Genomic DNA, 26,272 nt, shown 5'->3' with positions numbered 1-26,272 from the left:
ACATAATTGAGCGTTTTTCATGGAGTACATACAACATACTCTGGAACAGTATGGTTTACCGATTTGTTCATCTCTGGAACCGACACAGTGGATGAATGCAACACGTTTAGGTTCGATACCGTCGGAAGGTTTGATTACGTGACCTCCGGTAGGTCCTGATGCGTTGATCATTCTTTCAATTTCCATAGCGGTAATTACGTTTGAGAAACGGCCGTATCCGTATTGGTAAATTCCGGATGGGTCGAATGGGTCGTAACCGATAGCAGCGACGATAGTACCAACTTCTAACTCGATAATTTCAGGTTGTTGGTTGTGGTCGATAGCTTCTGGTCCACATGCTTGTACACATAAGTTACATTCGATACAGTAGTCTTTGTCGATTGTAGCACATAATGGTACAGCTTGAGGGAATGGGATGTATGCAGCTTTTACCATACCGACACCTTCGTCGTAGTAGTTAGGTATTTCGATAGGACAAGCTTCTTGACAGGATCCACATCCAGTACATAATGCTTCGTCTACGTATCTAGGTTTTTTCTCAACTTTTACAGTGAAGTTTCCGATGAATCCGTCAACTTCTTTAACTTCTGCGTAGGAAATTAATTCGATGTTTTCGTGTTTTTGACAGTCTACCATCTTAGGTGCTAAAATACACATTGAACAGTCGAGTGTTGGGAAAGTTTTATCTAATTGTCCCATACGTCCACCGATAGTTGGGTTTCTTTCTACAACGTAGGTTTTGAATCCCATATCAGCTAAGTCTAATGAGGTTTGAATACCAGCTACTCCACCACCGATAACTAATGCAGTGTTGTTTACTTCTACTTTAGTTGCTTCTAATGGTTCGAGTAATCTTGCTTTTGCAACAGCCATACGTGTTAAATCTTTAGCTTTTGCGGTAGCTTCTTCTGGTAAGTCCATGTGTACCCAGGAGTCTTGTTCCCTTAAGTTTGCAAATTCAAATAAGAACTTGTTTAATCCAGCTTCTTCTACACATCTACGGAAAGTAGGTTCGTGAAGACGAGGGGAACATGCTGCTACAACAATTCTGTTTAAGTTTTTCTCTTTAATGTCCTCTTGGATCATAGCTTGTCCAGGGTCAGAACACATGTATTTGTAGTCGGTTGCGTAAACGACGTTAGGTAATGTCTTTGCATACTCTGCAACGTCAGGACAGTCGACTACTCCACCAATGTTTACACCACAGTGACAGACGTAAACACCTATCCTAATTTCTTCGTTATTATTTATTTCTTCTGCCATATTAATTCACCTTGTACAAGTCGTGAAAAATATCTAATATATATAAAAAATTGCAATTTAAAAACAGTTGTAAAAATTTTTACATAGTATTAGATATATTAATGTAGTAAATACACATATATAAAGCTATCCATAAAAGTCTTGGAGTAAAGTTTATATATGAGAAACGGAAATCTCTTTTAAAATAGCTTTAAACTTTAAATTAAAGTTTTTTATATGATATCAGTCGAAATAAAGTATAATATTTATTTTTTGATGAAATGAAAAATTTAGGTTTAGATAAATTTTCAATTTTTTATTACAATAACATAATTATTGCCGGAAGTGTAATCAAAGAGATTACAGTGTTGATTAATATGCAGTCTGATGTCAGTTCATAGTTGAGTTTGTATGTGATTGCTAGAAGCAATGACATCATCCCCGAAGGCATTGCTGCCTCAACAATGGAAATCTTAAACTGAAGATCGATTAGGCCCAGCTGTGTTGCTACAAAAAAAGCAACCAATGGGAAAAAGGCCAATTTCATGATTGATGTGAAAACGATCATGGATTTGCTTCTCTTAATGGCTGAAAAGTCAATGGACAATCCTAAAGCAACCATGATTAAAGGAATTGCTCCCTGACCCAGATAATTGATGGTATTGTCCAAAACAGGACCTATAGGAATGTTGATAAAATTGAACACGAGACCAAAAATCACTGCCCACAAAGGCGGGAAAAAAGCGATTTTCTTAAAAGCAGTCTTAACCGTGCCCCCAAACTTCAAAATCAAAACGAAAGACAGCATTAAAAATATGCATAATGTTGCAATGTCACAAAATATCGCCCTTAAAAAACCGTCCTGACCATAAATGCCTAAAGTAACAGGATAGCCCATGAATGCAGTATTGGCGATCATTACAGTTACCAATACGCTCCACAATGTGATGTCATCCAGCTTCAATCGTTTCAAAATGAAAAATGAGACGATGCCTGTAACGGCCGAAGAGGCCAAAATAACAAGCGGCAATATTCCCAATTTAGAAATCAAAGACAAATCAGCAGAATACAAAGCATGAAAAATCATGCAGGGAAGCAAAATATACATTACTATCTTATTGAACGGATCGATATCCTTTTCACTTAAAAAATCGATTCTTTTAAGGAAATATCCAATCCCAATCATTATGATGATTGATAAAATAGTAACTTCAATTTCATTCATGAGTAAATATTAGATAAAAAAAGTATAAAAAAGTTACGAAAAAAAGAAAGATTAAAATTAGCTAACGATACCTTCGCTAGTAATTTTAAATACACATTCGCCTTCAGGCAAATGAGGGGAATCCACTAAACGTGCGATTCTTTTTCCAGCCAATCCTTTTTTGAGCCAGATTCTGTAAGTGGAAGCGTGACCTAGAACGTGTCCACCAATAGCTTTGGTAGGACTTCCGAAGAATGAATCAGGTTTAGCTTGAACTTGGTTGGTTAAAAATACTGCAACATTGTAAGTGTTTGCAATTTGCTGAAGTGAATGTAAGTGTTGATTTAATTTTTGCTGCCTTACGGCTAAGGATTCTCTTCCAACATATTCTGCTCTGAAGTGAGCCATCAATGAGTCAACAATAACCAGTCTGACATTAACACCGCTTTGGATAAGCTCATTGATTTTATCAACCATTAAAATTTGGTGAGCTGAGTTGAATGCACGTGCAACATGAATTCTGCTTAATACTTGTTCGGTGTCTAATTCAAATCCTTCAGCGATTTGTCTGACCCTTTCCGGACGGAAAGTGTTTTCAGTGTCAACAAATACGCATTCACCATCAAGACCGCCAAGCTCTTCAGGTAATTGAACTGTAACCGCTAATTCATGGGATATTTGACTTTTACCAGATCCGAATTCACCGAATACTTCAGTAATGGATTGGGTTTCAATTCCACCACCGATTAAATCATTGAATTCTTGGCTTCCAACAGTTATGTGTCCAACATCTTTTCTTCTTTCATCTACTTCCAATGCTGTTTCAAAAGTAATGTTTTCAGCTCTACGGGCAGCTTCAATAACTTTTTCCGCAACACCTTCACCGATTTCGGCTTTAACTGATAACTCTTTAGGAGTAGCTGTAGCCAATCTCATCATATCAGCGAAACCTGCATCTTTTAATTTTTCTGCTGTTTTTTCTCCAACACCTGGTAAATCACTTAATTCGACCATAATTATCATTCCTTAAATTTATTTTCTAATAATATTTTTTCAAAAGTTTTTTAGGGTTTAATCTGAATTCTTCAGAATATTCATTAAAGCTAACATTAGCGATAATTTCGATTGTCATATTAACTAAATCTTCAATTTTATCTTCAATTCCATATCCTTCATCTTCAATAATGGAAATAACTTCCTCTTGACTCATGTCAATAAGTTCTTCTGCTAAATTGCCGAAGAAAGTGACTGGAATCTCACCTGTATCATCTTCCACCCTTGTCGGAATCATAAGAGTGTATTTAGGTTCATCAAATGTGTGGCCACAGTTGTCACAGATATATTCATCTTCAGAATCCTCTACACTTTCACGACAGTTTGGACATCTTTTAAGTAGAATCTTATCCGGATATACCTCTTTGATTCTGGCAGTGATATGGACATTAGTATCATCTTCTGTTAATGATTCAATGGATTTCGCAACAAATATTGATTCCATTAATTCATCTTGAGATGGTAAATCTTCCAACTCTTTTTCACTAGGTTCCAAAACGGTTGTTCCTCCGGATACAGTAGCCTGAAGACGGTTATCCATGTCTAGGGATAAACGAGGGTTTTGTAATTTGAGCGGTTGACCCATTTCCAAGTCCTTTTTTGCATCATTATCCCATAACACCACTCTAATTGAACCGGTGTCATCAGCAATTTCAATATTTCTAACGGATCCTGTATCACCGTTGTCCCTATCGAAATTACGTATTTCATTTAATTCGATTACTCTTCCGATGATGATTGTATCTTCTTCATCCTCATCCAAGTCTTCGATTTTCTTATAATCATAAATCGCTTTTTCCAATGTAGCAAGTTCTGGAATAAACATTGCAGAAGCTTGTTCTTCGGATAATCTAATAATTCTAGAACCTCCACCAATGTTTAAATCAACACTGTACATGCCAAGTCTGGTTCTGGCGTTTTCGATTCTGTATGCCTCACCTACTTCATAATCTCCTTCGGCTTTTTCATTCCAGAAAGATAATCTAACCTTACCGGATTCATCTGCAAAGAGGGCTGAACGAACTATTCCCACAGTGGAGTCGTCCCTCTGGAATTCTCTTGGCTCCTCGAGTGATAAGATCCTTCCGATAATGTCTATTTCAATACCATCCTCATCATAGTCAAATTGGATTTCTCCGATTGAAACCGGATGCAGTTCATTTCTGATTGCGTCCAACTCATCTATTTTCTCGATTGACAAGTTTTCCGGATTGACAGTAATTTGAGTGTTGAAATTGGTATTCATTGAGTATTGGCTTTGTGTGTATTGGTCATAACGGACGTCACCACCTATGACCTTAATGAAATCTCCTTTATTGATTGCGATACCTGTGTCATCGCCCCAAACTGTTACCCTTATCTCACCGGTTGAATCCCTGACATCGAAGTTTCTTAATTTACCTTCAGTATTATCGGTTTTTCTGGTAAATATTCTGATATCCTGGAGTCTGGAAACAACACCTATAATTGAAACATCCTTTTGTTCGCTTAAATCGCCGATCGGCAGGAATTCCTGTTGAATTTCAGGAACATCATAGTCCCCTTTAATGATTCTTCCATCCCAATGGGTCAATGTGATTTCATTTTCACCGTCACGGTTTGGCCTTTCGCGTGCCTGTGCCTGAAGAATTTTGACTGTGTCACCATCTTCTAATTTTAATTCATCAATCAATTCAACATTATTGTTCCATAATGTGTAAGAGATTTGTCCTGAATCATCCTGTAATTCAAGAGATGCAACTTTTCCTTCTTTTCCATTCTTTTCATAACTTCTGATAGTTGGAATTCTAATGATTCTTGCAATGATATTAACTTTGGTTTCAGGTTCAATGTCAGCAATCTTTGTGATTTCCTCTTCATAAGCAGGGAATTTTGATAAATCTTCCTCCAAATGAACTAAAACTGACCTTTGCCTTAAGTTTGCTTCAAGACCTGAGTATCCTTCCTTAATATCCACATTTTTGATTTGAATGATGTCTCCTTCTTTGACATTCCTAAGTAATTTAATATTTTGTGTCCAGAAAACAGCCCTTATTTCACCTGTGTTATCCTTTAACTCGACATTTTGAACTTGGCCATTTTGACCTTTGCGTGTTTTAAATGATCTTGGATGTGAAATGGATATTACTCTGCCTGCAACGGTAGTATCCCTGCTGTTGGCTTCAAGTTTGTCGATTGTATCAACGGCGAATTCAGGTTTTTCGGAAACGATTTCAGGTTCTTCTGTAACCAGTTCACCAACAACCATGTCTGCTAAACTTGTATCGGTCATGAACGGATTGTCAATTTCCCTTTGTCTGAATTTTTCCATTCTTTCAAAGAATTCCTCTTCAGAAATCTGGTCTTTAACTTTATCAAATCTTTCTTTAAGTTCATCTGACATCCCAGATGATGATTCTTCAACTTTATTTTCTAAAATAGATGTTGTATCATTACCATTGTGATTTTGAACCACAATTTTTGCAGCACTAAAATCATCAATAAGACCTAAATCTTCATTATTTGATTTCATTCTTTCAATTTCTTCTAAGAACTCTTCTTCAGAAAGTTTATCTTTAACTTTTTCGTATTCTTGTAAAATATTTTCTTGCATACCAAACCCCTCATAGAAAAGTTAATTATAATTTTATATTGATAGTGTATATAAAGTTAGAGAGAGAGCATTTGAAAACTAATCTCAATAACATTATTAATAAAAAATTTGTTATAAATATTATTCAATTGCGTCAACATGCAGATACACAAAAGTGCTAATATGCATTAGGATTTTTCTTTAAGGCGGTCTTGATCATTATAGCCAAGTCCAAACCCATATGCCAATTTTCTACATATTCGATATCATATTCTATACGTTTTTTGATTGAAGTATCTCCACGGCAACCATGAATTTGAGCCCATCCGGTCAAACCTGGCTTTACCTGGTGTTTTACCATATATTTTGGAATTGTTTCCCTGAATTGTTCAACAAAAAAAGGTCTTTCGGGCCTAGGTCCAACAACGCTCATGTCGCCTTTCAAAACATTGAAAAATTGCGGCAATTCGTCAACACTGGTCTTTCTAATTAAATCGCCGACTCTGGTTTTCCTTGGGTCGTCACGGGTGGTCCATTCGGATTTCTCTTCGCTAGGGTCCTGAACCTTCATACTGCGGAACTTATACATCTTGAAGATTTTACCGTTATATCCCATTCTCTCTTGCTTAAAGATAATCGGGCCGGGAGATGTCATCTTAATAGCGATAGCCGTAAGGATCATTATAGGTGATGTTATAATGATTGCTATTATTGATATGATATAATCGGAAGTGTACTTAAGGAACTTATTAAAATCATCATCAAGAGGAACATAACGGATATTGATGATAGGAATGTCCTCAATCATGTCAATTGACGGTTGTGCCGGGAAATATCTGATATAATCCGGAATTATTTCCGCTTTAATTCCAACCTTTTCACAACTCTCCACTAGCTCATTGATTTTATAATAGTATTTTAAAGGAATCGCCAAAACGACCCTATCGTATCTGTTATTTTCAAGAATATAATCCAACTGTTTAAATGAGCCGATTATTCTGCTGCCTTCAATTTCCATTCCGATATGCTCTTGCCTTCCCAAAAATCCGCTGACGGCAAATCCCAAATAGGGATTCTCGCGGATTCTGCGCGCAAAGGTAAACGCCAAATCATTGTCACCAACTATCAGGATATGCTTGAGATTCTTATTTTTAACCCTCAAATTCTTTAAGATACTCCTGATAACGAATCTTTCGATTATTCCAAAGACTGTTCCGATGATTGCCAGCAGGAACAGCATGATTCTTGAAAAATCCGGCTGGTTGATGATGAATAAAATTGAAACCAAAGCAAAGAATGCCAATATGTTAACCTTGATTATCTGAGTCGCTTCTGAAAATACGTTCTTGTATGTTCTGCGCGGTTTATACAATCCAAACGCAAAGTATAAAATCAGATAAACCGGAATGACAGCTAAAATAAAAAATAAAAGATAGCTAAAAAATCCCAAATGTCCTCCAATTGGGCCAAATAAAGTGGTTTTGAACCTTAACCAAAATGAACATAAAAGTGAGATAGATATGACTAGAATATCTATTAGAACCAACAATATATTCAATGCCTTTTGATTTTCCTTTATCATGTTAACTACCTAAAGAACTAGTTTCAATATATATTATGGTTTTAATATATTAATTAACTTTTCTTTTTAAATATATTTAGGAATAATTTTAAAAGGCAAAGAACAGCAATACCCAAATAAACGACCCAGTTCACGATGAATATTGATTCGCCGGCATGGTGCTTTTTATAATAAATGTACATCGCTCGATAAAATTCATAAATCAGTTTGGATTTTTGCTTTTTGCTGCTTGCACCCTTAAGGTGAGTGATTTTTGATTTTCCATAGTAGACTATCTTCCATCCGCCTTGTTTAATACGATAGCACAGGTCTATATCCTCACCGTACATGAAGAATGTCTCATCAAGCAAGCCGATTTGGTCTAATGCCTCCTTTCTGATGAACATGAACGCTCCGGTAAGACAGTCTATTTCATAAACCTCATCATCTGGCAGGTCTGTCAGGTTATAATTGTCGTCCTTGCTGTTTGTAGGAATGTGGAAGAGTCTGAAAAAAGAGTTTTTGACGTTTGGAAAAGACCTTTTGCATGCCTTGTCAAGTTCGCCGTTCTCCAGCAGAACCCGGCATCCGCACGCTCCAACATCCTCATTGCTTTCCATATAATGATAAATGCTTTCCAGGGTATTTTCCCATACGATGGTGTCTGAATTCAAAAGCAGCTGATATCTTCCACTTGCAAGCCTTAATGCCTGATTGTTTCCGGCTGCAAAACCGTTGTTTTCATTTGAAGCGATGAATTTGACCTTATCATTGAAATAGTCTTTAAGACGGGCTAAACTATCGTCGCTGGATGCATTATCAACTACAAATATCTCATATGAAAACGGATAATCGTATTCGAGAATGGAATTTATAGTATTCTTTGTCAGCTCGAAAGTCTGATAATTTACGATAACAACTGAAAGGTCCATAAAACTCACTGGCTATTTTTTTAAAAATTTAAAGGTATTGATTATTAATCTGTATTCGATTTTAAAATAATTTTTCGTATTTTGAGATTTGAATTTGACTTTGTCTATTTTGCTTCTGGTTGACAGCCCTTCCTTTATGCCTGAAAAGTATGTTGAACCGAAGCCCTTCTTAACGAAAAAGAGATATTTTATGAAAAATCCTAAAAACAGGAATATGAAATTCACGATTTTTAATGGAATCGGGAGGTTCTTATAAACGACCCAAACGTTGTTACGGGCAGCCAGACGAACTTTAAACTCGTTATATCTGCTTCCAGATGTTGCAGATCCTATATGATAGACTATGGCATCGGGGCATAGCAGATTCCTATAGCCATATATCCTTGACCTTATCGCCAAATCCACATCTTCCATATACGCAAAAAAGTTATCGTCAAACATTCCCAGCTCCAAAAGCAGAGATTTCCTGTACATTGCCGCACCGGCACAGGCTGAAAATATCTCGCAGACCTCTGTGTATTCGTCGGAGCTGTGATTTTCACCCGTTTTTTTAGTCCAGGCAAGCAGGTTGTACTCGTCTCCAACATCGTCAATCAGTTCCTTGTTGTCGTATTGAAGCATTTTGGCTTGAAGAGAGAAAATATTGTCGTCAGAAGACATCAAATCGACCAATGCCTTAATGGATCCCTTCTTTACTTCAGTATCATTGTTTAAAGAAAATATATATTCATAGTGGGCATTTCTGATTCCTTGATTGACTGCTGGTGAAAATCCCACATTTTCAGTGTTTTCGATGATTTTGACGGGAAAATCAAAAGAATTGCTCCCAATATACTCCTTGCTTCCATCAGTTGATGCATTATCAACGATGATGACCTCTCCGATGAGCTCCGAATCATTGTCTAAAGATTCAAAAAATGTCTTCAAAAATCTTTTCCCATTATAATTTGGTGTAACTACAGAAACCTTCATGCTAATCAATCGAATTTTTTAATTTCTTCCATGTTTTATAATATAATTTTGGACTTAATAAGAATAATTTAATTTTGGATTTGAACTTTCCGTCCCCTTCATATTTGGATAATTTTGTAAGCAAATCAAGCTCCTTCATTTTGCCTAAAACTTCATCAAAGTCATAGTCATTGTAGAAAAAGTAATTCATGTTTCCAAATATCGCTTTCGGAATTCTGGAGGTAATTACAAGATGGGCCAAATCATCCCTGCCCTGACTTTCATAAAACTCGGCTAATTTTTCAAAAATGGAAATGACCTCAAATCTCCTGAATTCACTAGTATTGATGGCGGATTCGGAGTGCTGGATGTAATAGTAAGTTGCTTCATTGCTGATAGCGATTTTATCCCCATATATTAATGTTCTAAGTGCAAAATCGATGTCTTCACCATAAACAAGCTCCGGATTGAACCTTATGCCGTTGTCATTGACCAAACTGGCCCTATACATCAGCTGCCAAAAATTGAACGGCATTTCCATGTTGAGCTCTTTTTTAACGAAATCGTCACATGACATGAATTCAGCGGAAAAATGATGGGGAGCAGATAGCTTGTCTCCATCCTTTTTAATGAATTGTATTAAACTGAAGTCGGTTTGACCGTTATACAATTCGGATAAGTGGTTTCCTGTAATGTAGTCATCCGCATCGACGAAAACCAAATATTCTCCATTTGCCACATCAATTCCACGATTTCTTGCACTGCTTACACCTGAATTCTGCTGATGTATGATATTGTGAGGAACTGATGAGCCGGACAGCTTCTGGTTGATTATCTCCAGGCTGTTGTCGGTTGACCCGTCATCTATGACAATCAGTTCAAAATTTTTAAAATCCTGATTAATAATTGAATCGAGTGTTGTACCTATATACTCTTCACTGTTGTAAACCGGAACGATAACACTAACATCAATATTATCCATTTTATCCACCATTATTTAAAAGATAATCTACAATACGCTTAGATGAATGACCGTCTATTTCATCAAATTGGGTCATTACAAATTCTGATATTTTGCTTTCATCTGATATGCCATTTCTTATTGCATCAATCAGCTCATCGGATGTGTAAACGATAGGGCCGGGAACGGTTGTTTTGAAATCATAGTAAAATCCACGTTCATTTGACAGATATTCATCCAGGTCATATGTGAAAAATATGGTAGGCTTATTTAAAATGGAATACTCAATCATTATTGATGAATAGTCGGTTATCAACATGTCGCTGATTAACATCAGTTCCTGTTCTGATTCATAGCCGCTTACATCAATATACTTCCCTTTTGAAGATATGTCATCCTTATAAAAGTTCTTTATCTTTGGATGAAGCCTCAGGGCCAAAACGTATTCTTCTCCCAACTGTCTGTTAAAGTCCTCCACATCCAAATAGTTGAAAACATTATTATATTTTTCCTCATCTCTGAAGGTTGGAGCATAGAGAATGATCTTTTTATCTTTGGGGACGTCAAATTTTTGACAGAAATCATCCTTAAGTTTATCCAAATCATGGTTTTCAAAGTAATAGTCCATTCGCGGAAGGCCTAATGCCTTGATTTTGGATTCCGGCATCTGAAAAGCCTCACTATAATATCCGATTATATTTTTAGAAGTCACTATCAGACAATCAGTATTTTCAGAGATTTTTCTTAATATTTCTCTGCTTTCGATATCGATAGAGCCTCCGAATTTTTTGGAAGCCCCTGGAGCATGCCAGAGTTGCACTATAGTGTTTTCATCACTGAATTTCATGAAAGCAAGGGGGAAAAAATTATCGTTTAAAAAGATGTACTTGGAGCCCGCAAGTTTCTTGAAGCTGCTGAATGATAATTTATCCTTGTAAAAAAAGTGAAATTCAAAATTGCCTCTTTTTTCGAATTCCTTTTTAATATAATCCAGATTACCTTTAAATGATTCACGAGAATCTATTATAAAAGAAATCCTATTCGCTTCAACGTTTGTATGTTTAAATAAACTAAACATCAAACCATACACTTTATGCTTCAGATAAGACATGATAATCTAATGGAAAAATGCTAGCATTCCAGGAATTGCTCCTGCAATTGCCTGAACACCCAAAATAAAAATGGCTAAACCACCAACGAAATTGATTACTCTTGCATATTTCATTGCTATTTTTGTGCCGAATGTTCCGATTAAAAACCAGCCTATTACAGCTAAAAAACTTAAAATTGCCAATCCTACAGGGTCAACATGTGCCGCAACACCTTGAGCTGCCAAAATCAAGTTTTCGATGTTGCCGAAAACCATTAATGGTAAAAAATGCATAATTTCAGGATCCAAACTATTCACCCCTGATTGAAGTAATCATGGCTTGGGCGCCTAAAATGAAAATAGCCAATCCCCCAAGGAACTCAATAAAACTAACATACTCAATAAGCAGTTGTGTTCCGAATGTTCCAATTGCTAACCACATTCCAACACAAATAAAACTTGCAATACCTAATTTTAACGGATTTACACCCGCTACAACACCTTGTGAAGACAATACTAAGTTTTCAATATTACCAAAAATAATCAATGCAACAAAAGGTAAATATTGCTCCAACATCCAAATCACCATTTCCCCAAATAATAACTAAACATTATTATTTTATCAAAATTAATATATAAAATTATCCTATTTGTAATGAAATTCTTAAGTCATGGATTGAAAAATAATTAATATCATCTATCAAAAATATTAAAAAATTTAAACAAAAGTGATAAAAATAAAAATAAAAATGAATATTATAAAATAAAGAGGTGCATTTCAAGTGTAAATTCACTATCTGTTTGCATACATTTTTTCATAATATTCCTGATATTGACCGCTTTTAACCTGATTTGTCCATTCCTGATTGTCGAGATACCATTGGATTGTTTCCTTAATGCCGACTTCAAATGTATATTCTGGACTCCAACCTAATTCGTTTTGTATTTTAGTTGAATCAATAGCATAGCGTCTGTCATGGCCTAAACGGTCTGTTACAAATTCAATTAATGATTCGTCCTTGCCTAAAGTTTCAAGAATTAGCTTTACAATATATATGTTTTCCTTTTCGTTGTTGCCGCCGATATTGTAAACTTCGCCCAATTCCCCTTCATGTAGAACAAGGTCAATAGCTGTACAGTGGTCATGCACATGCAGCCAGTCCCTGATGTTTTTCCCATCGCCGTAAACAGGCAATTTCTTGTCCTCAAGAGTGTTTGAAATCATCAAAGGAATCAATTTTTCCGGAAACTGATAAGGTCCGTAATTGTTAGAACATCGAGTAATGTTAATCGGCAGCCCAAAGGTTTCAAAGTATGCCCTTGTGATCAGGTCTCCGCCGGCCTTGGAAGCGGAATAAGGGCTGTTTGGCTGCAATGGAGTAGTTTCTCTAAAGTATCCTATCTTGCCCAAAGTGCCGTAAACTTCATCTGTAGAGATTTGAATATACTTTTCAACACCATATTCCTTGGCCGCATTCAAAAGGACCTGTGTGCCCAATACGTTTGATTTGATGAAAATTTCAGGATCTGTGATGCTTCTGTCAACATGGCTTTCGGCAGCGAAATTGATAACGTAGTCACATTTCTTGACCAGTTCGTCAACAACCTCCTTATCCCTAATGTCTCCTTTAACAAAACTGTAATTGTCTTTATTTTCAATGTCCTTTAGGTTTTCAAGGTTTCCGCAATAAGTTAAAGCATCCAGGTTTATGATATGATAATCTGAATATTTATTGACCATATATCTTACAAAATTGCTTCCAATGAATCCTGCTCCACCTGTAACTAGAATATTTGTCATAATATCACTCAGTATTTGATTTTAGAATCCTTAAAGCTTTTCCATTCCTTATCCTTATCGGACAAGATTATCTCATCGATTCCATCGAGTGGCCAGTCGATGGCAATGTCCTCATCGTCCCATCTTATTCCGCTTTCATCCTCGCCATGGTAGAATTCTGTGCATTTGTAAAGGAATTCCGCTTCATCAGACAATACCAGAAATCCGTGCGCAAACTTTGGAGGAATGTACAATTGCTTCTTATTGTCCTCAGACAATATTTCGCCATACCATTTTCCATAAGTCGGCGAATCGCCCCTAAGGTCCACCCCAACGTCAAAGACCTCACCTTTGATGACGCGAACCAGCTTTCCCTGCGGATATTTCAGCTGCAGATGCAGCCCTCTTAGCACTCCTTTTGAGGATTTTGATTGATTGTCCTGAACAAAAGTCAAATCGTGTCCGGCTTCCTTAAAATCGTTTTCCTGGAATGTTTCCATAAAATATCCTCTATTGTCTTCAAAAACGGTAGGCTCAACGACAAACATGTCCTTGATTCCAGTTTCTGTAAATTTGAATTTTCCCATAATAATCATCTTTTAGCTAGATTAAATAAATATTCGCCGTAATCTGTTTTCTTAAGCTCCTCGGCTGTTTTCAATAGTTGCTCCTCATCGATGTATCCCTTAAGATATGCAATCTCTTCAAGACAAGCGATGTAAAGGCTTTGCCTTTTTTGAACTGTTTCAATGAAGTTTGCAGCTTCAAGAAGCCCCTCATGGGTTCCTGTATCAAGCCAGGCCATTCCCCTTCCCAGAAGCTCAACCTTGAGTTTTCCACGGTTCAAATATTCCTCATTGACGGAAGTGATTTCGACCTCGCCCCTGTCAGAAGGCTTTACGTTTTTGGCTATTTCTATTACGTCATTGTCATAGAAATACAGTCCCGGGACGATATAATTTGATTTTGGCTTTTCAGGCTTTTCTTCTATTGACAGCACATTCCATTCATCATCAAACTCCACAACACCAAACGCTTCAGGTTTGTTGGTGTAATAACCGAATATCACTGCCCCCTCATCAAGGGAGGTTGCCCTTTCAAGTATTTCGGTGAACCTGTGTCCGTGGAATATGTTGTCTCCCAAAATAAGCGCAACATTATCATCACCGATGAACTCCTCACCTATGATGAACGCTTCAGCAAGTCCGTTAGGATTTTCCTGAACTGCATATTCGAATTTTATTCCGAGACTGGATCCGTCGCCTAGCAAATCCTTATACATTGGTAAATCTCTAGGAGTGGAGATAATCAATATTTCCTTAATTCCCGCCAGCATCAATACTGAAATAGGATAATAAATCATTGGTTTATCATAAAGTGGCAACAATTGTTTAGAAACGGCCTTTGTAATTGGATATAGGCGAGTTCCGGAACCACCTGCAAGCACTATACCTTTCATGAAACTCTCTCCAAGTTATTAGTTAATAATATTATCAGTTTATAATTCTATTAAACATGCTATAAATAAGTACTATTACACCATGAAAATTAAATATCAAAATAAGAAAAAACAAGGAAAATTAGATTCCCTGTTGTATTATCATTTTTATCTATACAGATTATATGATTTCAATTGCTACGTTTTGCAGAAATACAGTAAATATTAATAAGTGATTTTAAAGGTTAAAAACTGATTTTCATCTGCCGCATCCTGAAAAGTATCGATGATATCCCCATCAACTTCACCGGCATTGACCAGTTCAATCTCACATTCCATCTCACATAAGCAATCGTATAAGGCATCAAGATTCTTTCCATAGTAATCTGGCAAATCTAAAGCTTCCTTTAAGTAATCATGCCCTTCAATTTTAATCAAGTTACCGTCCAGTTGCATTTTAAACCTCTTTGAATGTATTGTAGTGGTCATCAGTGTAATAAACCTTATAGTCTCCTGTATTGTATACAATCCTTTCAGCACCACGCTGTGTTCCGTTTGCATTAATATCGCATTCTATGTATTTGGAATCACTGTCCGGAAGCACATGCTGCCTGTTGGTGAATCTGTCTCCGCCTATGCTTTTTCCAGGAGCATATTTCTTAAGGGGTCCCCCATGCCAGCCAAGGCTTTGGGCTTCCTTTTTAGTTATATAGTTGCTTGGAAGCTTATGAAACTCCTTAATGTATGCTGAAACCTCGTCAACTGTACAGTACTCCCCATCTTCAACAACATTGACATCGCTTGTCTTGTCATCCCCGAAATTTAGGAAATCAAGAAATCCTGCACTGACGGCGGAAATGCTGACAAAAGCGATGATTAATGCTATTAACAAAAATAACTTTTTATTCATATAATCAACTCAATGTATTCCTTAATTGCTTCTTTATAACTTCTAAGTGGCTTGAATCCTTTTTCCACCCAATTCCTATTTTCCAAAACAGAATAACTTGGCCTTGGAGCAGGCCTTGCAAACTCGGATGCTGTAACCGGAACTACATTGATGTCCTTGCCTGCAACCTCAAAAATATATCTTGCAAACTCACACCAGGAACAGCTGCCGGAATTGGTGAGATGGTATATTCCATAATAATCGGTTTCTATTAACTCGGAAATGCCGAAAGCCAGATCCGGAGTGTATGTCGGTGTTCCTACCTCATCATAGACAACAGTGATTTCAGAATGCTCTTTAGCCAATTCAAGCATTGTCTTTGGAAAATTCTTACCGTTGATTCCATAAAGCCATGCAGTCCTTATAATGAAATATTTGTCTAATATTTCCTGTATGGCCAGTTCGCCTTCGAGCTTGCTCTTGCCATAAATGCTGATTGGACCAATTTCCCCATCTTCGACAATAGGTTCGGCTGCACTACCATCAAAGACATAATCAGTGCTTATGTGGACAAGAGGACAATCGACTTGCCTGCAAGCCAGCGCCAAATTTCGAACGCCCCTGCCATTAACGGCATATGCAAGGTCAGGGTTTTCCTCGCAGCCGTCGACATCGGTATAGGCCGCAGAGTTGATAACGATGTCCGGTTTTGCATCGCAAATAAATTCGATTGTATGATTTTCATCTGTAATGTCCAATGTTTTGGAATTTGTTAAAATTAACTCATGATTTTCTAAAGCTTTGATTAAATCATGACCCAACATTCCATTAGAACCGGTAATTAGAATTTTCATATTATCACTTAAAACTTTAATATTAGTTTTTATATATGTTTGAAGTAATATTTAATTAATAATGGAGTTGGAATTATGAAAGTATGTATTATTGGTCAAGGCTACATTGGATTACCAACAGCAGCGTTATTCGCTCGTAACCACTGCGAAGTGGTAGGTGTCGACATATCAGAAGAAATGATAAAAAACCTGAATAAAGGGATTATCCATATCGAAGAGCCAGGAATATCTGACATTATCAAAAAAGCTGTTGAATTGAAAGTATACAAAGCAAGCCTAACTCCCGAAAAAGCCGACGCTTTCATAATTACCGTGCCAACACCATACATCGTTGAAAACTATAGCTGTGATTTGAGCTATGTCATAACAGCATGCGAATCAATCCTGCCTTATATTGAAAAGGGAAATACGGTCATTATCGAATCCACAATTGCCCCTATGTCAACAGACGAGACAATAAAACCGATTTTCGAAAAGGCCGGCTTTACAATTGGTGAAGACTTATTCCTTGCACATTGCCCTGAAAGGGTGCTTCCCGGAAAGATCATTGATGAGTTGATACACAATGACCGCATAATTGGTGGAGTTACACCGGAATGTGCCAAAAAGGCCAGTGAAGTTTACGGGCAATTTGTTGAAGGGGACTTGATGCTTACAGAGGCAAAAACCGCAGAACTTTCAAAATGTATGGAAAACACTTTCAGAGACGTTAACATTGCTCTTGCAAACGAGCTTGCTAAAATATGTGCTGAAATTGGTGTGAATGCACTTGACGTTATTGAAATGGCCAATAAACATCCAAGGGTTAACCTGCACTCACCTGGCCCTGGTGTCGGAGGACATTGCCTTGCAATAGATCCTTACTTTATCTATGCTAAAGCGCCTGAACAGGCAAAAATCATTAAACTGGCACGTGATACAAATAACTCCATGCCTGACTTTGTCGTTGAAAACGTTAAAAAGATTATTCCAGATGGCAAGATAGCCGTATTGGGTGTTTCATATAAAGGAAATACCGGAGACGACAGGGAAAGCCCAGCTTATGAAATAATTGCAAAATTAAGCGCCAATTATGAAATAGCTATTCACGACCCTCACATTGAAAATCCTGATTTTGTCAGTTTGGATGAAGCGACAAAAGACGCCAATCTTATTTTAGTATTATGCGACCATAACGAATTCAAGAACATGGATTATGACTTGATATCCAAAAGCATGGTTAATCCGATAATATTTGATACAAAAAATATAATAAAAGAAGTTCCAAACGAAATTAAATTATATAATTACGGGAACTTATACGAATTGAATTAAAAATTGATTGATTGGTCTGATTGTATTTGATGGCCATTCCATGCTTTTTGACTACTCCATTCTTCAGATGGGGATTCCCAAAACACATCCTCAGGTTTCAAACCTAAAGCCAAGAATACTGTACAGCATGCATAAAGACTGCCTGTATTAATATCGTCTTCACAGATTTCCATTTGTGATGCGTTTAATCCGCAAATTAACCATCCTTCAGAGTTAAAGTTTTGATTGCCTTCAAATTGCATTTTAATAACTTTTGTAAGTGCACTTCTGACTTGTGCCGGAGAAATATTTCTTGGCAAGACCTTTAATAAGGCAGCCTGTGAAAGCAAATGGAAAACACCACATCGATATGATAGGGCTTTACCTAAAAGCGGATAGGTTCCCTCAGGAGAAATGACTCTTTCAAGCTGAGAAGCTAACCTGGATGATCTCATTAATTGCACATCTAAAAATTCGCCATCTCTAAGACCGTATTTTCTCATTACACGCAATATATCATTGAGCATAGGATGAATAACCAAACTGTTAAAGTAATCTGCTTCAAATTCTGCACCATTAGAGTAAATTGCATCCCCAATATAGAATTCATCCCTGAATTTGGAAATGGCATATGTTAATCTTTCCATATCACATTCGCCTGTGAATTCTAAAAGTGCCGCTTCAATCATTGAGGTAAATAATAGCCAATGATTTTCATAAGGGGCTATAATTCTTGTATTCTTAAGTTCGCGAATTATTCTAGCTTGAACATCCATTGGTAAATTTAGCCAAATTTGATTTTTGGCTCTGAGTAATCCTTGAGCAAATAAAGCAACATCAACTAAAGATTGTTTAGGTTCCACAACAAAAATATAATCATTGCTGTTGGTATTAACGGCATTTCTAATACATTGAATGGTTAAATTAATATATTTATCACGAATTTTACCTTCATCAGAAGTATCTGCTCCTAATTCCAACCAAGGAGCGATTCCATTGAAAACTCGAGCAAAAGCTTCAAGATATGCAAATTTTTGTCCTTCAGTAGTGTTTGATTCAAAAGGCATTGTTTTTCTAAGTGACCCTTTTGACAAATTATTCAGGACAGGAAATGCTATTTTTTGCAATGTTGAAACCCAAAAAATCCTATCTTCCCAAACAGGAGTTTCTTCCTCAATTATTTGAGGTTCTTCTTCTTTTTTGAATCTTTTAAAAAATGAGTTGCTCATGATTTATATTTTGTTATACATTATATATAAACATTAAAAAGAGTTTATATATCTTGTAAAACAAAAACATTTATCATTAGTGAGAGGTTTAAAATATGCCAACAATGTCCGAAAAAATATTAGCTAGAGCTTCCGGAAAAGAAAGTGTGGAAGCCGGAGATATTATTATCGCAAATATTGATATAGCAATGACTCATGATTTGACCGGGCCTCTTTCAGTACAGTCTTTTGAAAAAATTGGAGCAGAGAAGGTTTGGAATCCGTCAAAAATTGTTATACCATTTGATCACCAGGTTCCGGCTGACTCCATTGACTCAGCTAATAACCATATATTAATGAGAAGATTTGTAAAAGAGCAGGGTATTGAGAATTTTTATGATGTTAATGCAGGCGTCTGTCATCAGATATTACCTGAAAAAGGCCATGTAGTGCCTGGAGACGTTATTGTAGGTGCCGATTCACATACCTGTACTCATGGCGCATTGGGCGCATTTTCAACTGGAATTGGTTCAACTGACATGGCAATGGTGTTTGCTGAAGGCAACCTATGGTTTAAAGTGCCTGAAACAAACAGATTTAACATTACTGGTAAGTTAAAAGACAATGTTTATGCAAAAGATGTGATTTTACACATTATTGGAATGATGGGTGCCGATGGTTCCACCTACAAAGCCTGTGAATTTGCAGGAGATACCATTGCGGATATGACCGTTTCAGACAGAATGGTTTTATGCAATATGGCGATTGAGATGGGTGGAAAAACCGGTTTGGTAGAACCTGATGAAAAAACTATCGCTTATGTCGAAAAACGTTCCAATAAGCCTTATAAAGTGTTCAAAACTGATTTGGACTCCTCTTCACTTAATGTAATAGATGTTGATGTTAATGATTTGGAACCTCAAATTGCCTGTCCTCACAACGTTGATAACGTGAAGCCGATTGGCGAGGTGGATGTAGAAATTGACCAGGTATTTTTAGGTTCTTGTACCAACGGTAGAATCAGTGACTTACGTGATGCCGCAAAGATTTTAAAAGGCAATAAAATAGCCAATGGCACTAGAATGCTGGTCATACCTGCATCAAAAGAAGTTTACTCAAAAGCATTGGACGAAGGACTGATTAAAATATTCGTTGATGCCGGAGCACTTGTGTCAGCTCCATGCTGTGGCCCTTGTCTTGGAGGCCATACTGGAATCATAGGACCTGATGAGGTAAGTCTTTCCACATCCAACAGAAACTTTAAGGGAAGACAGGGAAGTCCTGATGGAAAAGTTTATTTATCTTCCGCCGCTGTTGCTGCCGCTTCAGCAATTGAAGGAAGAATCGTTGCGCCGGAGTGATTATATGAAAGGAACAGCTTGGAAATTTGGAAATGATATTGACACAGACATTATAGTTCCTGGAAGATATCTGATTTATACTGATGAAGAAAGATTATCACAGCATTGTATGGAAGGACTTGATGCTGACTTCAATAAGAAATGTAAAAAAGGAGACTTTATCGTAGCGGGAACAAATTTCGGATGCGGCTCTTCAAGAGAGCATGCCCCGATTGCACTTAAAGGCGTTGGCGTGTCAGCCGTGATTGCGGAATCATTCGCCAGGATCTTTTATAGAAATGCTACAAATGTTGGAGTTCCTCTTCTTGAAGCTCCCGGAATTACAGAAATAATAGAAGATGGAGATGAAATCGAAGTGGATATGGACGAAGGAACCATTACCGCTTCCAATGGCGAAAAAATTACATTTAAAAAATTGCCTCCATTCATGTTAGAAATTTTAAATCAAGGTGGTTTAATTGAATACCTCAAAAACAAAAGATAAATATCAAATTGCAGTCGTTCCAGGTGATGGAATCGGCAAAGAGGTTATGAAAGCAACATTGGATGTTTTAGATGCATTGGATATTGATTTCGAATATGTTTATGGTGATGCAGGTGATGAATGCCTTGAAAAGACAGGCACCGCACTGCCTGGCGAAACTTTGGATATCATTAGAGAAGCTGATGCATGCCTGTTCGGTGCAGCCGGTGAAACTGCAGCGGACGTTATCGTTAAGATACGCCAGGAAATGAAAATGTTTGCTAATTTAAGACCAGTTAAAGCTTATCCTAATACTAATTCATTATTTGACGATATTGACTTTATGATTGTGCGTGAAAATACGGAAGGAATGTATATTGCTGATGAGGAATCATTCACCGATGAAGGAGCAATAGCAAGACGCATTATCACAAGAGAAGCAGAAAGACGCATTATTGACTATGCATTCAAATATGCTAAGGACAATGATAAGAAAAAGGTAACCGCAGTTCATAAAGCCAATGTGCTCAAAAAAACCGACGGTCTGTTTCGTGAAATTTTCTATGAAGTTGCAAAGGACTATCCGGACATTGCAACCGAGGACTTTTATGTTGATGCAACAGCAATGTATCTCATCACACAACCGGAAAGCTTTGAAGTTATTGTAACAACCAACCTCTTCGGAGACATCTTATCAGATGAAGGGGCAGGTCTTGTTGGAGGACTCGGTTTGATTCCATCTGCAAATATCGGGCAGGATGGAGCTTTATTCGAACCTGTCCACGGTTCAGCGCCGGATATTGCAGGCCAAAACAAGGCCAATCCGATAGCTATGATGCTTTCAGCAATAATGATGCTTAGATATTTAGGCGAAAACGATGAAGCCGACAGATTTGAGGCTTCAATATTGAAAGTACTGAATGATGCTAATACTTTAACCGGTGATTTAGGCGGTTCAGCTACAACCGAAGAATTAACCAGTGAAGTTATAAATAATTTATAAGGAGATATAATAAATATGAATTTCAAAAAATTAACCAAAATGCAAATGGCAGCACTTTTTATCATATTCATTATGGTAGTTAGTGGGGTAGCAGGATTTTTACTCATTATTTTCGGTGGTGCCGGATAGATTAAAGAGGATTGATAAAAATGGCAAGATATGAAATAGCAGCAGTAGTTGCTGAATTTAACTATGATATTACACAAATGATGTTAGAACTCGCTCAAGCAGAAGCTAAAAACAGAGGCTGCGAAATCACAAAAGTTGTTGCAGTTCCAGGTGTATTCGATATGCCTCTCGTAATTAAAAAATTATTACAAAAAGATGAATACGATGCACTCATTACCCTCGGCGCTGTAATTGAAGGTGCAACTGACCACGATCAAATCGTAGCACAGCACGCTTCCCGTAAAATCGCTGATTTAGCACTTGAATACGACACTCCAGTGGCACTCGGTATTACCGGTCCAGGTATGACCAGAATGGATGCTCACAGACGTGTTAAAAACGCAAAAAGTGCAGTTGAAGCAGCTATCAAAATGTGCGACAGATTAAAAGAAATCTAGTGATTAGATGGAAATACTAAAGCCTAACGAATTAAGAGAAAAGTTTAATGACCCATGGATAGCTCCATACGAAAAAGTATTGACTATGGTTGATGGGGACAGGGTGGAACTCGTAGAGTACCATCCATGTATTTCAGGGTCTCATTGGTTACTGCACCAATACAGAAACAATTCAGAGCTCATTGATTCCGCTTACCGTGACGGAAACAAGCATGTCTATAAATGTCATGTCGGCAAGGCTCCGCTTGACCTGAAGGCAAGTTTCAATGCTGCCGGAATTGATGAGATTATCGTTGACGGCGATGAGGTTAAGGTTACCCATGCAGGTCTGGCCGGTGCTGGCGTTGGAGCTGGAATGTGCAGAGGAATGGGCGAAGGTGTTAAATATGTTGAGCTTATTCAAGTTGGAGGAGGCTCAAAAGCAGGTAAGGCTACAGTTGTGACACCTAAACTTGAAAAGGTAGTTATAGGTGTTGACGATACAGACACCAAAGATGCAGGTGCCACCTGGACAATGGCTCATAATCTGGGAGTCGAACTTGCAGGAATGGGTTTCGAATACTTGGATCACATTATTGTTCAACTATATCCTCATAATCCGCACAAAACTCAAAACTGTGTTTCAATCGCTCTTACTTTCGCTGTCGAAAGCGATAAAAAGCAGGATTTAATTGATAATGTAATTGAAATTCTCAAAAGGGATACCTTATCCGATAAAACAGCAATTGCCATATTGGAAGGTTTAGACATTCCTGAAAAGTTAAGAGAGTATTCAATTGCTACAAAATCCGGAATGATGGATGTTGAAACTGCAGAATCTGTTGCAGAAGAATTGAACATTCCATTGATTGCGGTTACCGGCGAACAAGGTAAAGTCGGCGCTCTTGCAGCCCTTGGACTTTATGATGATGTTGAAGAGGCCGTGAAAGCTTATGAAAAAGAAATCTAGATTAATTCTAGATTTTAACTTATTTTTTTAATACTGAATTTCAAAAAAAATATGTGAAAAACAACCCCGCTGAAAAAATAAACTCGAAAAAATCAAACAGGGTCATTGATCACATAACGATTTTGTCATACGTTTCTTTTATTTGAAAAATCTTTTTTTCAAAAAATTATTACAAATAAAAAGGCATATGTCCCACCCGCCTGCCCAAAAATAATGAAATGTTTTCCATTATCCTAAACTATGACCTGATTACTTGAAAATGCACAATGTTTCATCCTTATTCATATCATGGTATAACTCCGCCTTATTTTCATCAAAGTCTATAACCTGTATCATGGAATAGACTTCCTCACTCAAATTAGGATTGATGTCCTCCAGGATATTCGGATAATCATAGACCATGTCCCTGTTGAATTCCAGTTTCCTCTCATTTTCAAACAATGCCCCATAGTATATTTCCGCTTCCACCAAATCCTGGAACATGTGGCTTCCAAAAGACAATTCCGGCATATAGCCAACCTCACTATATGCCTCCTCCAGGATTGCGGAAAAATGACTGATATCGGCAAACACTACAGGAATTCCCAACTCGGGAGAGGATGTGCCTATTCTTCCGGGAACTATCAGAATAGCTGTTTTATCGTTGTTCTTGCAATAAGCATTTACATCACTGATAACCCTGGATATTGAACTTTTCTGGGCATAAGGATATTCGTAATACTTGTGCGGATCAACATAGCAAATCGTGTCAATCTTGTTCTTGCGTGACATTCCCATGGAGGATTCCTTAATGTGGAAAAAGACGTTTTTGTCTTCAGGCATCTCAATGGCCTCATCATTTACTGAAACCTGAAGAGGGCGACATTGCAATAGATTTACATTGAATGAATTGTCCTCTCCAACATTGACTGTGTATTCAATGTCGACCGGGTAATCATATGCTGTTTGTAACGTGCTCAGGATTTCCTTCATCTCTTCAATGAATTCCTTATTCTTTACGATTCCCTCACAGTTGACGAACACTATTTCACGACGTTGTCCACGATCCCGAAACATTCTTTCGGCTTCACGGTCATGTTCGACCAAAATTCTTTTTGCATACCTTGGAATTACACCTAAACCCTCATCGACAGGTATATCATGCAAAGAGATATTTTTTAAATCGATGACATCAAGATAATGCTGTGAATATCTGTGCTTTTCCTTTATATCCTTCGTTAGTGTCACTTCAGGCTTATCAAGATTGATGATTCTTGGATAATCCTTTTTTGTCCTGTCTACAGCCTTAGTACCAAGACCCATTACAAGCCTCAACATTCCCTTGCTGTTGTCCATGTCCGGAAGCGGAGAATATGGGCTGTATGAAAATCCGACACCGGCAGCTGTCGGGAATAAATAGTCTCCATGATAAGAGCCTGAAACCCTTTGAACCAGAAGAGCCATCTGTTCATCAGTGTCGTCCAAACCATTTATTTTCCTGTATTCCAAAGCGGAAATGTTCATGGTACTTGAATATACAATCTTTACAGCCTCTTCAAAAGCGGCCAGACGTTCCTCAAGACTGCCCCTATTTACGCAGAACACAGATTCGTATTTTCCGGCAAATGCATTTCCATACCCGTCCTCAAGGAAACTACTTGACCTGACAATTATAGGGTTCTGTCCGAAGTAATCCAATATGCGTATGAATTCCTTTTTAATTCCATCCGGAAAACTGCCGTTTTTAAGGGCTTCCTCCAATTCCTTACCGTATTTGTAATAACCTTCCTGTGTCCTTTGCTTTACCCGAAGGTCCCACAAGTCGTTTGAAACGATATATGTATAGAATAAATCGGAACCTATATAGAACGAATCATCAGGCTCGAAATTGCTGTATATCTCCGGACGGTCCTTTTCGATAATTTTTCTTGCAAGCAGCATTCCGCATGTCTTACCGCCCACCAATCCGCTGCCGACACGACGGTCGTAAATTGTGATGTAATCCTCAAAAGTGAAGTATTCCTTGATTTTCGAAAGCATCTTTTCATCTTTCGTCATCATCAGCTCACAGATCTTATCGCATTCCTCGTCAATGTTTTTGCCTTCTTTATACTCCCTTCTAACCTGAATCATATACCTTTCCCAGCTGTCCAGGGTCAGCCCATCCTGATACTTGTCGGAATTGATGGTCTTGTAGTATTTGCTGACTTCCTGGCCATCCTGAAGAACCTTGACGAATCCTGTTTGAGGGTTGAACTTGTGTCCCAGAAACATGGTCTGGGAATACCTGTTCCACACCTTCAGAGGAGAGACGTAAACTTCCTCTGGAGAATTAGAGTATACATTCAGGAACAACTGTGTAGTTTCACGAATTTTGGCTATTGCATCATAAGAATGCCTTCCACGAATGATTGGGAAATATGCCACAGTGTCCAGTTGGAAGAGGAACGGACAGGTGACCTTAAAGAAATTGCCCATCATCAAATCTGTTGACCAGACCGCCTGCAGGTCACTCAGGCAGTCGAAAACATAAAATGCGTCAAAGCCTTCCTTTTCGATGATTCTGTGAACTTCAAGAGTGAATGTTTCAAATTGGTTATATGGATTTACCTGATATATCTTAATCCCATCACGCTCTATCATGCAAAACTCGGTGTCAGGATTATCCTGTTCAATTTCAAGCAGTTCAAAATCCTTATCGGTCATTTCTATTAATGGAGGATGATTAGCAAATCGAATGTATATCAAGTTCCTGCCATCTTCCTTTGCCTGTTTGACATAGGGATTGACAAAGTAGGAAAATTCATTCAAGTTTGTTACATTCCATACTACATTATCTCCCAATCGGATATTGTCTAAGGCTTCATCAAGCCCGGGAATTCCGGATTTAATCCTATCGAATGCGGCCATAATAATGTCTCCT

At 37.6% G+C, this 26,272-nt stretch carries 25 protein-coding genes; 6 read left to right on the top strand and 19 right to left on the bottom strand.

Translation table 11 applies throughout. The features are described from left to right. The 17 genes from E7Z79_RS01805 to rfbD form a co-directional block, all read right to left on the bottom strand. Window positions 1-1,263: CoB--CoM heterodisulfide reductase iron-sulfur subunit A family protein (locus tag E7Z79_RS01805; RefSeq protein WP_303738271.1), on the bottom strand; the 1,263-nt coding region annotated here is incomplete at its 3' end. Window positions 1,264-1,561: 298 nt separating this feature from the next. Further along, the gene (locus E7Z79_RS01800; protein WP_303738270.1) at window positions 1,562-2,467 is read right to left on the bottom strand and encodes an AEC family transporter; all 906 of its coding nucleotides are present in this window, start codon (window positions 2,465-2,467) and stop codon (window positions 1,562-1,564) included. A gap of 57 nt (window positions 2,468-2,524) precedes the next feature. Beyond that, window positions 2,525-3,460: a DNA repair and recombination protein RadA gene (gene radA / locus E7Z79_RS01795; protein ID WP_303738269.1), complete on the bottom strand. Its 936-nt coding sequence runs from the start codon at window positions 3,458-3,460 to the stop codon at window positions 2,525-2,527. Between the two features lie 25 nt (window positions 3,461-3,485). Beyond that, on the bottom strand, window positions 3,486-6,092 hold the full coding sequence (locus tag E7Z79_RS01790; protein ID WP_303738268.1) for an OB-fold nucleic acid binding domain-containing protein: 2,607 nt from the start codon (window positions 6,090-6,092) through the stop codon (window positions 3,486-3,488). 157 nt (window positions 6,093-6,249) lie between these two features. Then, window positions 6,250-7,653, bottom strand: a complete 1,404-nt coding sequence (locus E7Z79_RS01785; protein ID WP_303738267.1) for an undecaprenyl-phosphate glucose phosphotransferase — start codon at window positions 7,651-7,653, stop codon at window positions 6,250-6,252. Window positions 7,654-7,706: 53 nt separating this feature from the next. Continuing rightward, window positions 7,707-8,564, bottom strand: coding sequence for a glycosyltransferase family 2 protein (locus E7Z79_RS01780; protein ID WP_303738266.1), 858 nt, complete (start codon window positions 8,562-8,564; stop codon window positions 7,707-7,709). Window positions 8,565-8,576: 12 nt separating this feature from the next. Continuing rightward, window positions 8,577-9,536, bottom strand: a complete 960-nt coding sequence (locus E7Z79_RS01775; RefSeq protein WP_303738265.1) for a glycosyltransferase family 2 protein — start codon at window positions 9,534-9,536, stop codon at window positions 8,577-8,579. 1 nt (window position 9,537) lies between these two features. Further along, window positions 9,538-10,497: a glycosyltransferase family A protein gene (locus E7Z79_RS01770; RefSeq protein ID WP_303738264.1), complete on the bottom strand. Its 960-nt coding sequence runs from the start codon at window positions 10,495-10,497 to the stop codon at window positions 9,538-9,540. A 1-nt stretch (window position 10,498) separates the two neighbouring features. Beyond that, on the bottom strand, window positions 10,499-11,554 hold the full coding sequence (locus E7Z79_RS01765; RefSeq protein WP_303738263.1) for a CDP-glycerol glycerophosphotransferase family protein: 1,056 nt from the start codon (window positions 11,552-11,554) through the stop codon (window positions 10,499-10,501). 39 nt (window positions 11,555-11,593) lie between these two features. Beyond that, entirely contained in the window at window positions 11,594-11,860 is a 267-nt protein-coding gene (locus E7Z79_RS01760; protein WP_303738274.1) for a hypothetical protein, read from the bottom strand. Between the two features lie 16 nt (window positions 11,861-11,876). Beyond that, entirely contained in the window at window positions 11,877-12,143 is a 267-nt protein-coding gene (locus E7Z79_RS01755) for a hypothetical protein (RefSeq protein ID WP_303738262.1), read from the bottom strand. Between the two features lie 216 nt (window positions 12,144-12,359). Further along, complete coding sequence (gene rfbB / locus E7Z79_RS01750) at window positions 12,360-13,367, bottom strand: dTDP-glucose 4,6-dehydratase (RefSeq protein WP_303738261.1); 1,008 nt, start codon at window positions 13,365-13,367, stop codon at window positions 12,360-12,362. An 8-nt stretch (window positions 13,368-13,375) separates the two neighbouring features. Then, window positions 13,376-13,933 (bottom strand): dTDP-4-dehydrorhamnose 3,5-epimerase, encoded by a 558-nt coding sequence (gene rfbC / locus E7Z79_RS01745; protein WP_303738260.1) that lies wholly within the window; start codon window positions 13,931-13,933, stop codon window positions 13,376-13,378. Between the two features lie 5 nt (window positions 13,934-13,938). Then, the gene (rfbA, locus tag E7Z79_RS01740; RefSeq protein WP_303738259.1) at window positions 13,939-14,805 is read right to left on the bottom strand and encodes a glucose-1-phosphate thymidylyltransferase RfbA; all 867 of its coding nucleotides are present in this window, start codon (window positions 14,803-14,805) and stop codon (window positions 13,939-13,941) included. A 204-nt stretch (window positions 14,806-15,009) separates the two neighbouring features. Further along, the gene (locus E7Z79_RS01735; RefSeq protein ID WP_303738258.1) at window positions 15,010-15,240 is read right to left on the bottom strand and encodes a barstar family protein; all 231 of its coding nucleotides are present in this window, start codon (window positions 15,238-15,240) and stop codon (window positions 15,010-15,012) included. Between the two features lies 1 nt (window position 15,241). Further along, window positions 15,242-15,694, bottom strand: a complete 453-nt coding sequence (locus tag E7Z79_RS01730) for a ribonuclease domain-containing protein (RefSeq protein ID WP_303738257.1) — start codon at window positions 15,692-15,694, stop codon at window positions 15,242-15,244. After that, on the bottom strand, window positions 15,691-16,527 hold the full coding sequence (rfbD, locus tag E7Z79_RS01725) for a dTDP-4-dehydrorhamnose reductase (protein WP_303738256.1): 837 nt from the start codon (window positions 16,525-16,527) through the stop codon (window positions 15,691-15,693). The genes E7Z79_RS01730 and rfbD overlap by 4 nt, the downstream gene beginning before the upstream one ends. A 75-nt stretch (window positions 16,528-16,602) precedes the next feature. On the opposite strand from rfbD, the gene E7Z79_RS01720 reads away from it, so the two are divergent. Next, window positions 16,603-17,841 carry a nucleotide sugar dehydrogenase gene (locus tag E7Z79_RS01720; RefSeq protein ID WP_303738255.1) on the top strand — a complete coding sequence of 413 codons (1,239 nt, stop codon included), beginning with the start codon at window positions 16,603-16,605 and terminating at the stop codon, window positions 17,839-17,841. On the opposite strand, the gene E7Z79_RS01715 is transcribed toward E7Z79_RS01720, so the two are convergent. After that, entirely contained in the window at window positions 17,838-19,049 is a 1,212-nt protein-coding gene (locus tag E7Z79_RS01715) for a DUF2264 domain-containing protein (protein ID WP_303738254.1), read from the bottom strand. The genes E7Z79_RS01720 and E7Z79_RS01715 overlap by 4 nt on opposite strands. A gap of 95 nt (window positions 19,050-19,144) precedes the next feature. Between E7Z79_RS01715 and hacA the strand changes: the two genes are divergently transcribed. From hacA to mmp11, 5 genes are all read left to right on the top strand, one after another. Next, window positions 19,145-20,389: a homoaconitase large subunit gene (gene hacA / locus E7Z79_RS01710; RefSeq protein WP_303738253.1), complete on the top strand. Its 1,245-nt coding sequence runs from the start codon at window positions 19,145-19,147 to the stop codon at window positions 20,387-20,389. Between the two features lie 4 nt (window positions 20,390-20,393). Beyond that, the gene (locus E7Z79_RS01705; RefSeq protein ID WP_303738273.1) at window positions 20,394-20,873 is read left to right on the top strand and encodes a 3-isopropylmalate dehydratase small subunit; all 480 of its coding nucleotides are present in this window, start codon (window positions 20,394-20,396) and stop codon (window positions 20,871-20,873) included. Continuing rightward, on the top strand, window positions 20,848-21,855 hold the full coding sequence (locus tag E7Z79_RS01700) for an isocitrate/isopropylmalate family dehydrogenase (RefSeq protein WP_303738252.1): 1,008 nt from the start codon (window positions 20,848-20,850) through the stop codon (window positions 21,853-21,855). Before E7Z79_RS01705 ends, E7Z79_RS01700 begins: the two co-directional genes overlap by 26 nt. A 149-nt stretch (window positions 21,856-22,004) precedes the next feature. Continuing rightward, the gene (gene ribH / locus E7Z79_RS01695; protein ID WP_303738251.1) at window positions 22,005-22,421 is read left to right on the top strand and encodes a 6,7-dimethyl-8-ribityllumazine synthase; all 417 of its coding nucleotides are present in this window, start codon (window positions 22,005-22,007) and stop codon (window positions 22,419-22,421) included. A gap of 7 nt (window positions 22,422-22,428) precedes the next feature. Beyond that, window positions 22,429-23,370 (top strand): methanogenesis marker protein 11, encoded by a 942-nt coding sequence (gene mmp11 / locus E7Z79_RS01690; RefSeq protein WP_303738250.1) that lies wholly within the window; start codon window positions 22,429-22,431, stop codon window positions 23,368-23,370. Between the two features lie 249 nt (window positions 23,371-23,619). Here mmp11 and E7Z79_RS01685 read toward each other — a convergent pair whose 3' ends face one another. Continuing rightward, complete coding sequence (locus E7Z79_RS01685; protein WP_303738249.1) at window positions 23,620-26,259, bottom strand: PEP/pyruvate-binding domain-containing protein; 2,640 nt, start codon at window positions 26,257-26,259, stop codon at window positions 23,620-23,622. Window positions 26,260-26,272: the final 13 nt, after the last annotated feature.

It is taken from the genome of Methanobrevibacter thaueri (genome assembly GCF_015062905.1).
Taxonomy (GTDB): domain Archaea; phylum Methanobacteriota; class Methanobacteria; order Methanobacteriales; family Methanobacteriaceae; genus Methanocatella; species Methanocatella thaueri_A.
Note: the sequence above shows the minus strand (reverse complement) of the source record. Positions and strands in the feature narration are given on the sequence as shown.

Bases quoted from the DNA above. Each gene is read 5' to 3' on its own strand.
- E7Z79_RS01800 (WP_303738270.1), bottom strand. From the start codon at position 2,467: ATGAATGAAATTGAAGTTACTATTTTATCAATCATCATAATGATTGGG.
- radA (WP_303738269.1), bottom strand. From the start codon at position 3,460: ATGGTCGAATTAAGTGATTTACCAGGTGTTGGAGAAAAAACAGCAGAA.
- E7Z79_RS01790 (WP_303738268.1), bottom strand. From the start codon at position 6,092: ATGCAAGAAAATATTTTACAAGAATACGAAAAAGTTAAAGATAAACTT.
- E7Z79_RS01785 (WP_303738267.1), bottom strand. From the start codon at position 7,653: ATGATAAAGGAAAATCAAAAGGCATTGAATATATTGTTGGTTCTAATA.
- E7Z79_RS01780 (WP_303738266.1), bottom strand. From the start codon at position 8,564: ATGGACCTTTCAGTTGTTATCGTAAATTATCAGACTTTCGAGCTGACA.
- E7Z79_RS01775 (WP_303738265.1), bottom strand. From the start codon at position 9,536: ATGAAGGTTTCTGTAGTTACACCAAATTATAATGGGAAAAGATTTTTG.
- E7Z79_RS01770 (WP_303738264.1), bottom strand. From the start codon at position 10,497: ATGGATAATATTGATGTTAGTGTTATCGTTCCGGTTTACAACAGTGAA.
- E7Z79_RS01765 (WP_303738263.1), bottom strand. From the start codon at position 11,554: ATGTTTAGTTTATTTAAACATACAAACGTTGAAGCGAATAGGATTTCT.
- E7Z79_RS01760 (WP_303738274.1), bottom strand. From the start codon at position 11,860: ATGCATTTTTTACCATTAATGGTTTTCGGCAACATCGAAAACTTGATT.
- E7Z79_RS01755 (WP_303738262.1), bottom strand. From the start codon at position 12,143: ATGTTGGAGCAATATTTACCTTTTGTTGCATTGATTATTTTTGGTAAT.
- rfbB (WP_303738261.1), bottom strand. From the start codon at position 13,367: ATGACAAATATTCTAGTTACAGGTGGAGCAGGATTCATTGGAAGCAAT.
- rfbC (WP_303738260.1), bottom strand. From the start codon at position 13,933: ATGGGAAAATTCAAATTTACAGAAACTGGAATCAAGGACATGTTTGTC.
- rfbA (WP_303738259.1), bottom strand. From the start codon at position 14,805: ATGAAAGGTATAGTGCTTGCAGGTGGTTCCGGAACTCGCCTATATCCA.
- E7Z79_RS01735 (WP_303738258.1), bottom strand. From the start codon at position 15,240: ATGCAACTGGACGGTAACTTGATTAAAATTGAAGGGCATGATTACTTA.
- E7Z79_RS01730 (WP_303738257.1), bottom strand. From the start codon at position 15,694: ATGAATAAAAAGTTATTTTTGTTAATAGCATTAATCATCGCTTTTGTC.
- rfbD (WP_303738256.1), bottom strand. From the start codon at position 16,527: ATGAAAATTCTAATTACCGGTTCTAATGGAATGTTGGGTCATGATTTA.
- E7Z79_RS01720 (WP_303738255.1), top strand. From the start codon at position 16,603: ATGAAAGTATGTATTATTGGTCAAGGCTACATTGGATTACCAACAGCA.
- E7Z79_RS01715 (WP_303738254.1), bottom strand. From the start codon at position 19,049: ATGAGCAACTCATTTTTTAAAAGATTCAAAAAAGAAGAAGAACCTCAA.
- hacA (WP_303738253.1), top strand. From the start codon at position 19,145: ATGCCAACAATGTCCGAAAAAATATTAGCTAGAGCTTCCGGAAAAGAA.
- E7Z79_RS01705 (WP_303738273.1), top strand. From the start codon at position 20,394: ATGAAAGGAACAGCTTGGAAATTTGGAAATGATATTGACACAGACATT.
- ribH (WP_303738251.1), top strand. From the start codon at position 22,005: ATGGCAAGATATGAAATAGCAGCAGTAGTTGCTGAATTTAACTATGAT.
- mmp11 (WP_303738250.1), top strand. From the start codon at position 22,429: ATGGAAATACTAAAGCCTAACGAATTAAGAGAAAAGTTTAATGACCCA.
- E7Z79_RS01685 (WP_303738249.1), bottom strand. From the start codon at position 26,259: ATGGCCGCATTCGATAGGATTAAATCCGGAATTCCCGGGCTTGATGAA.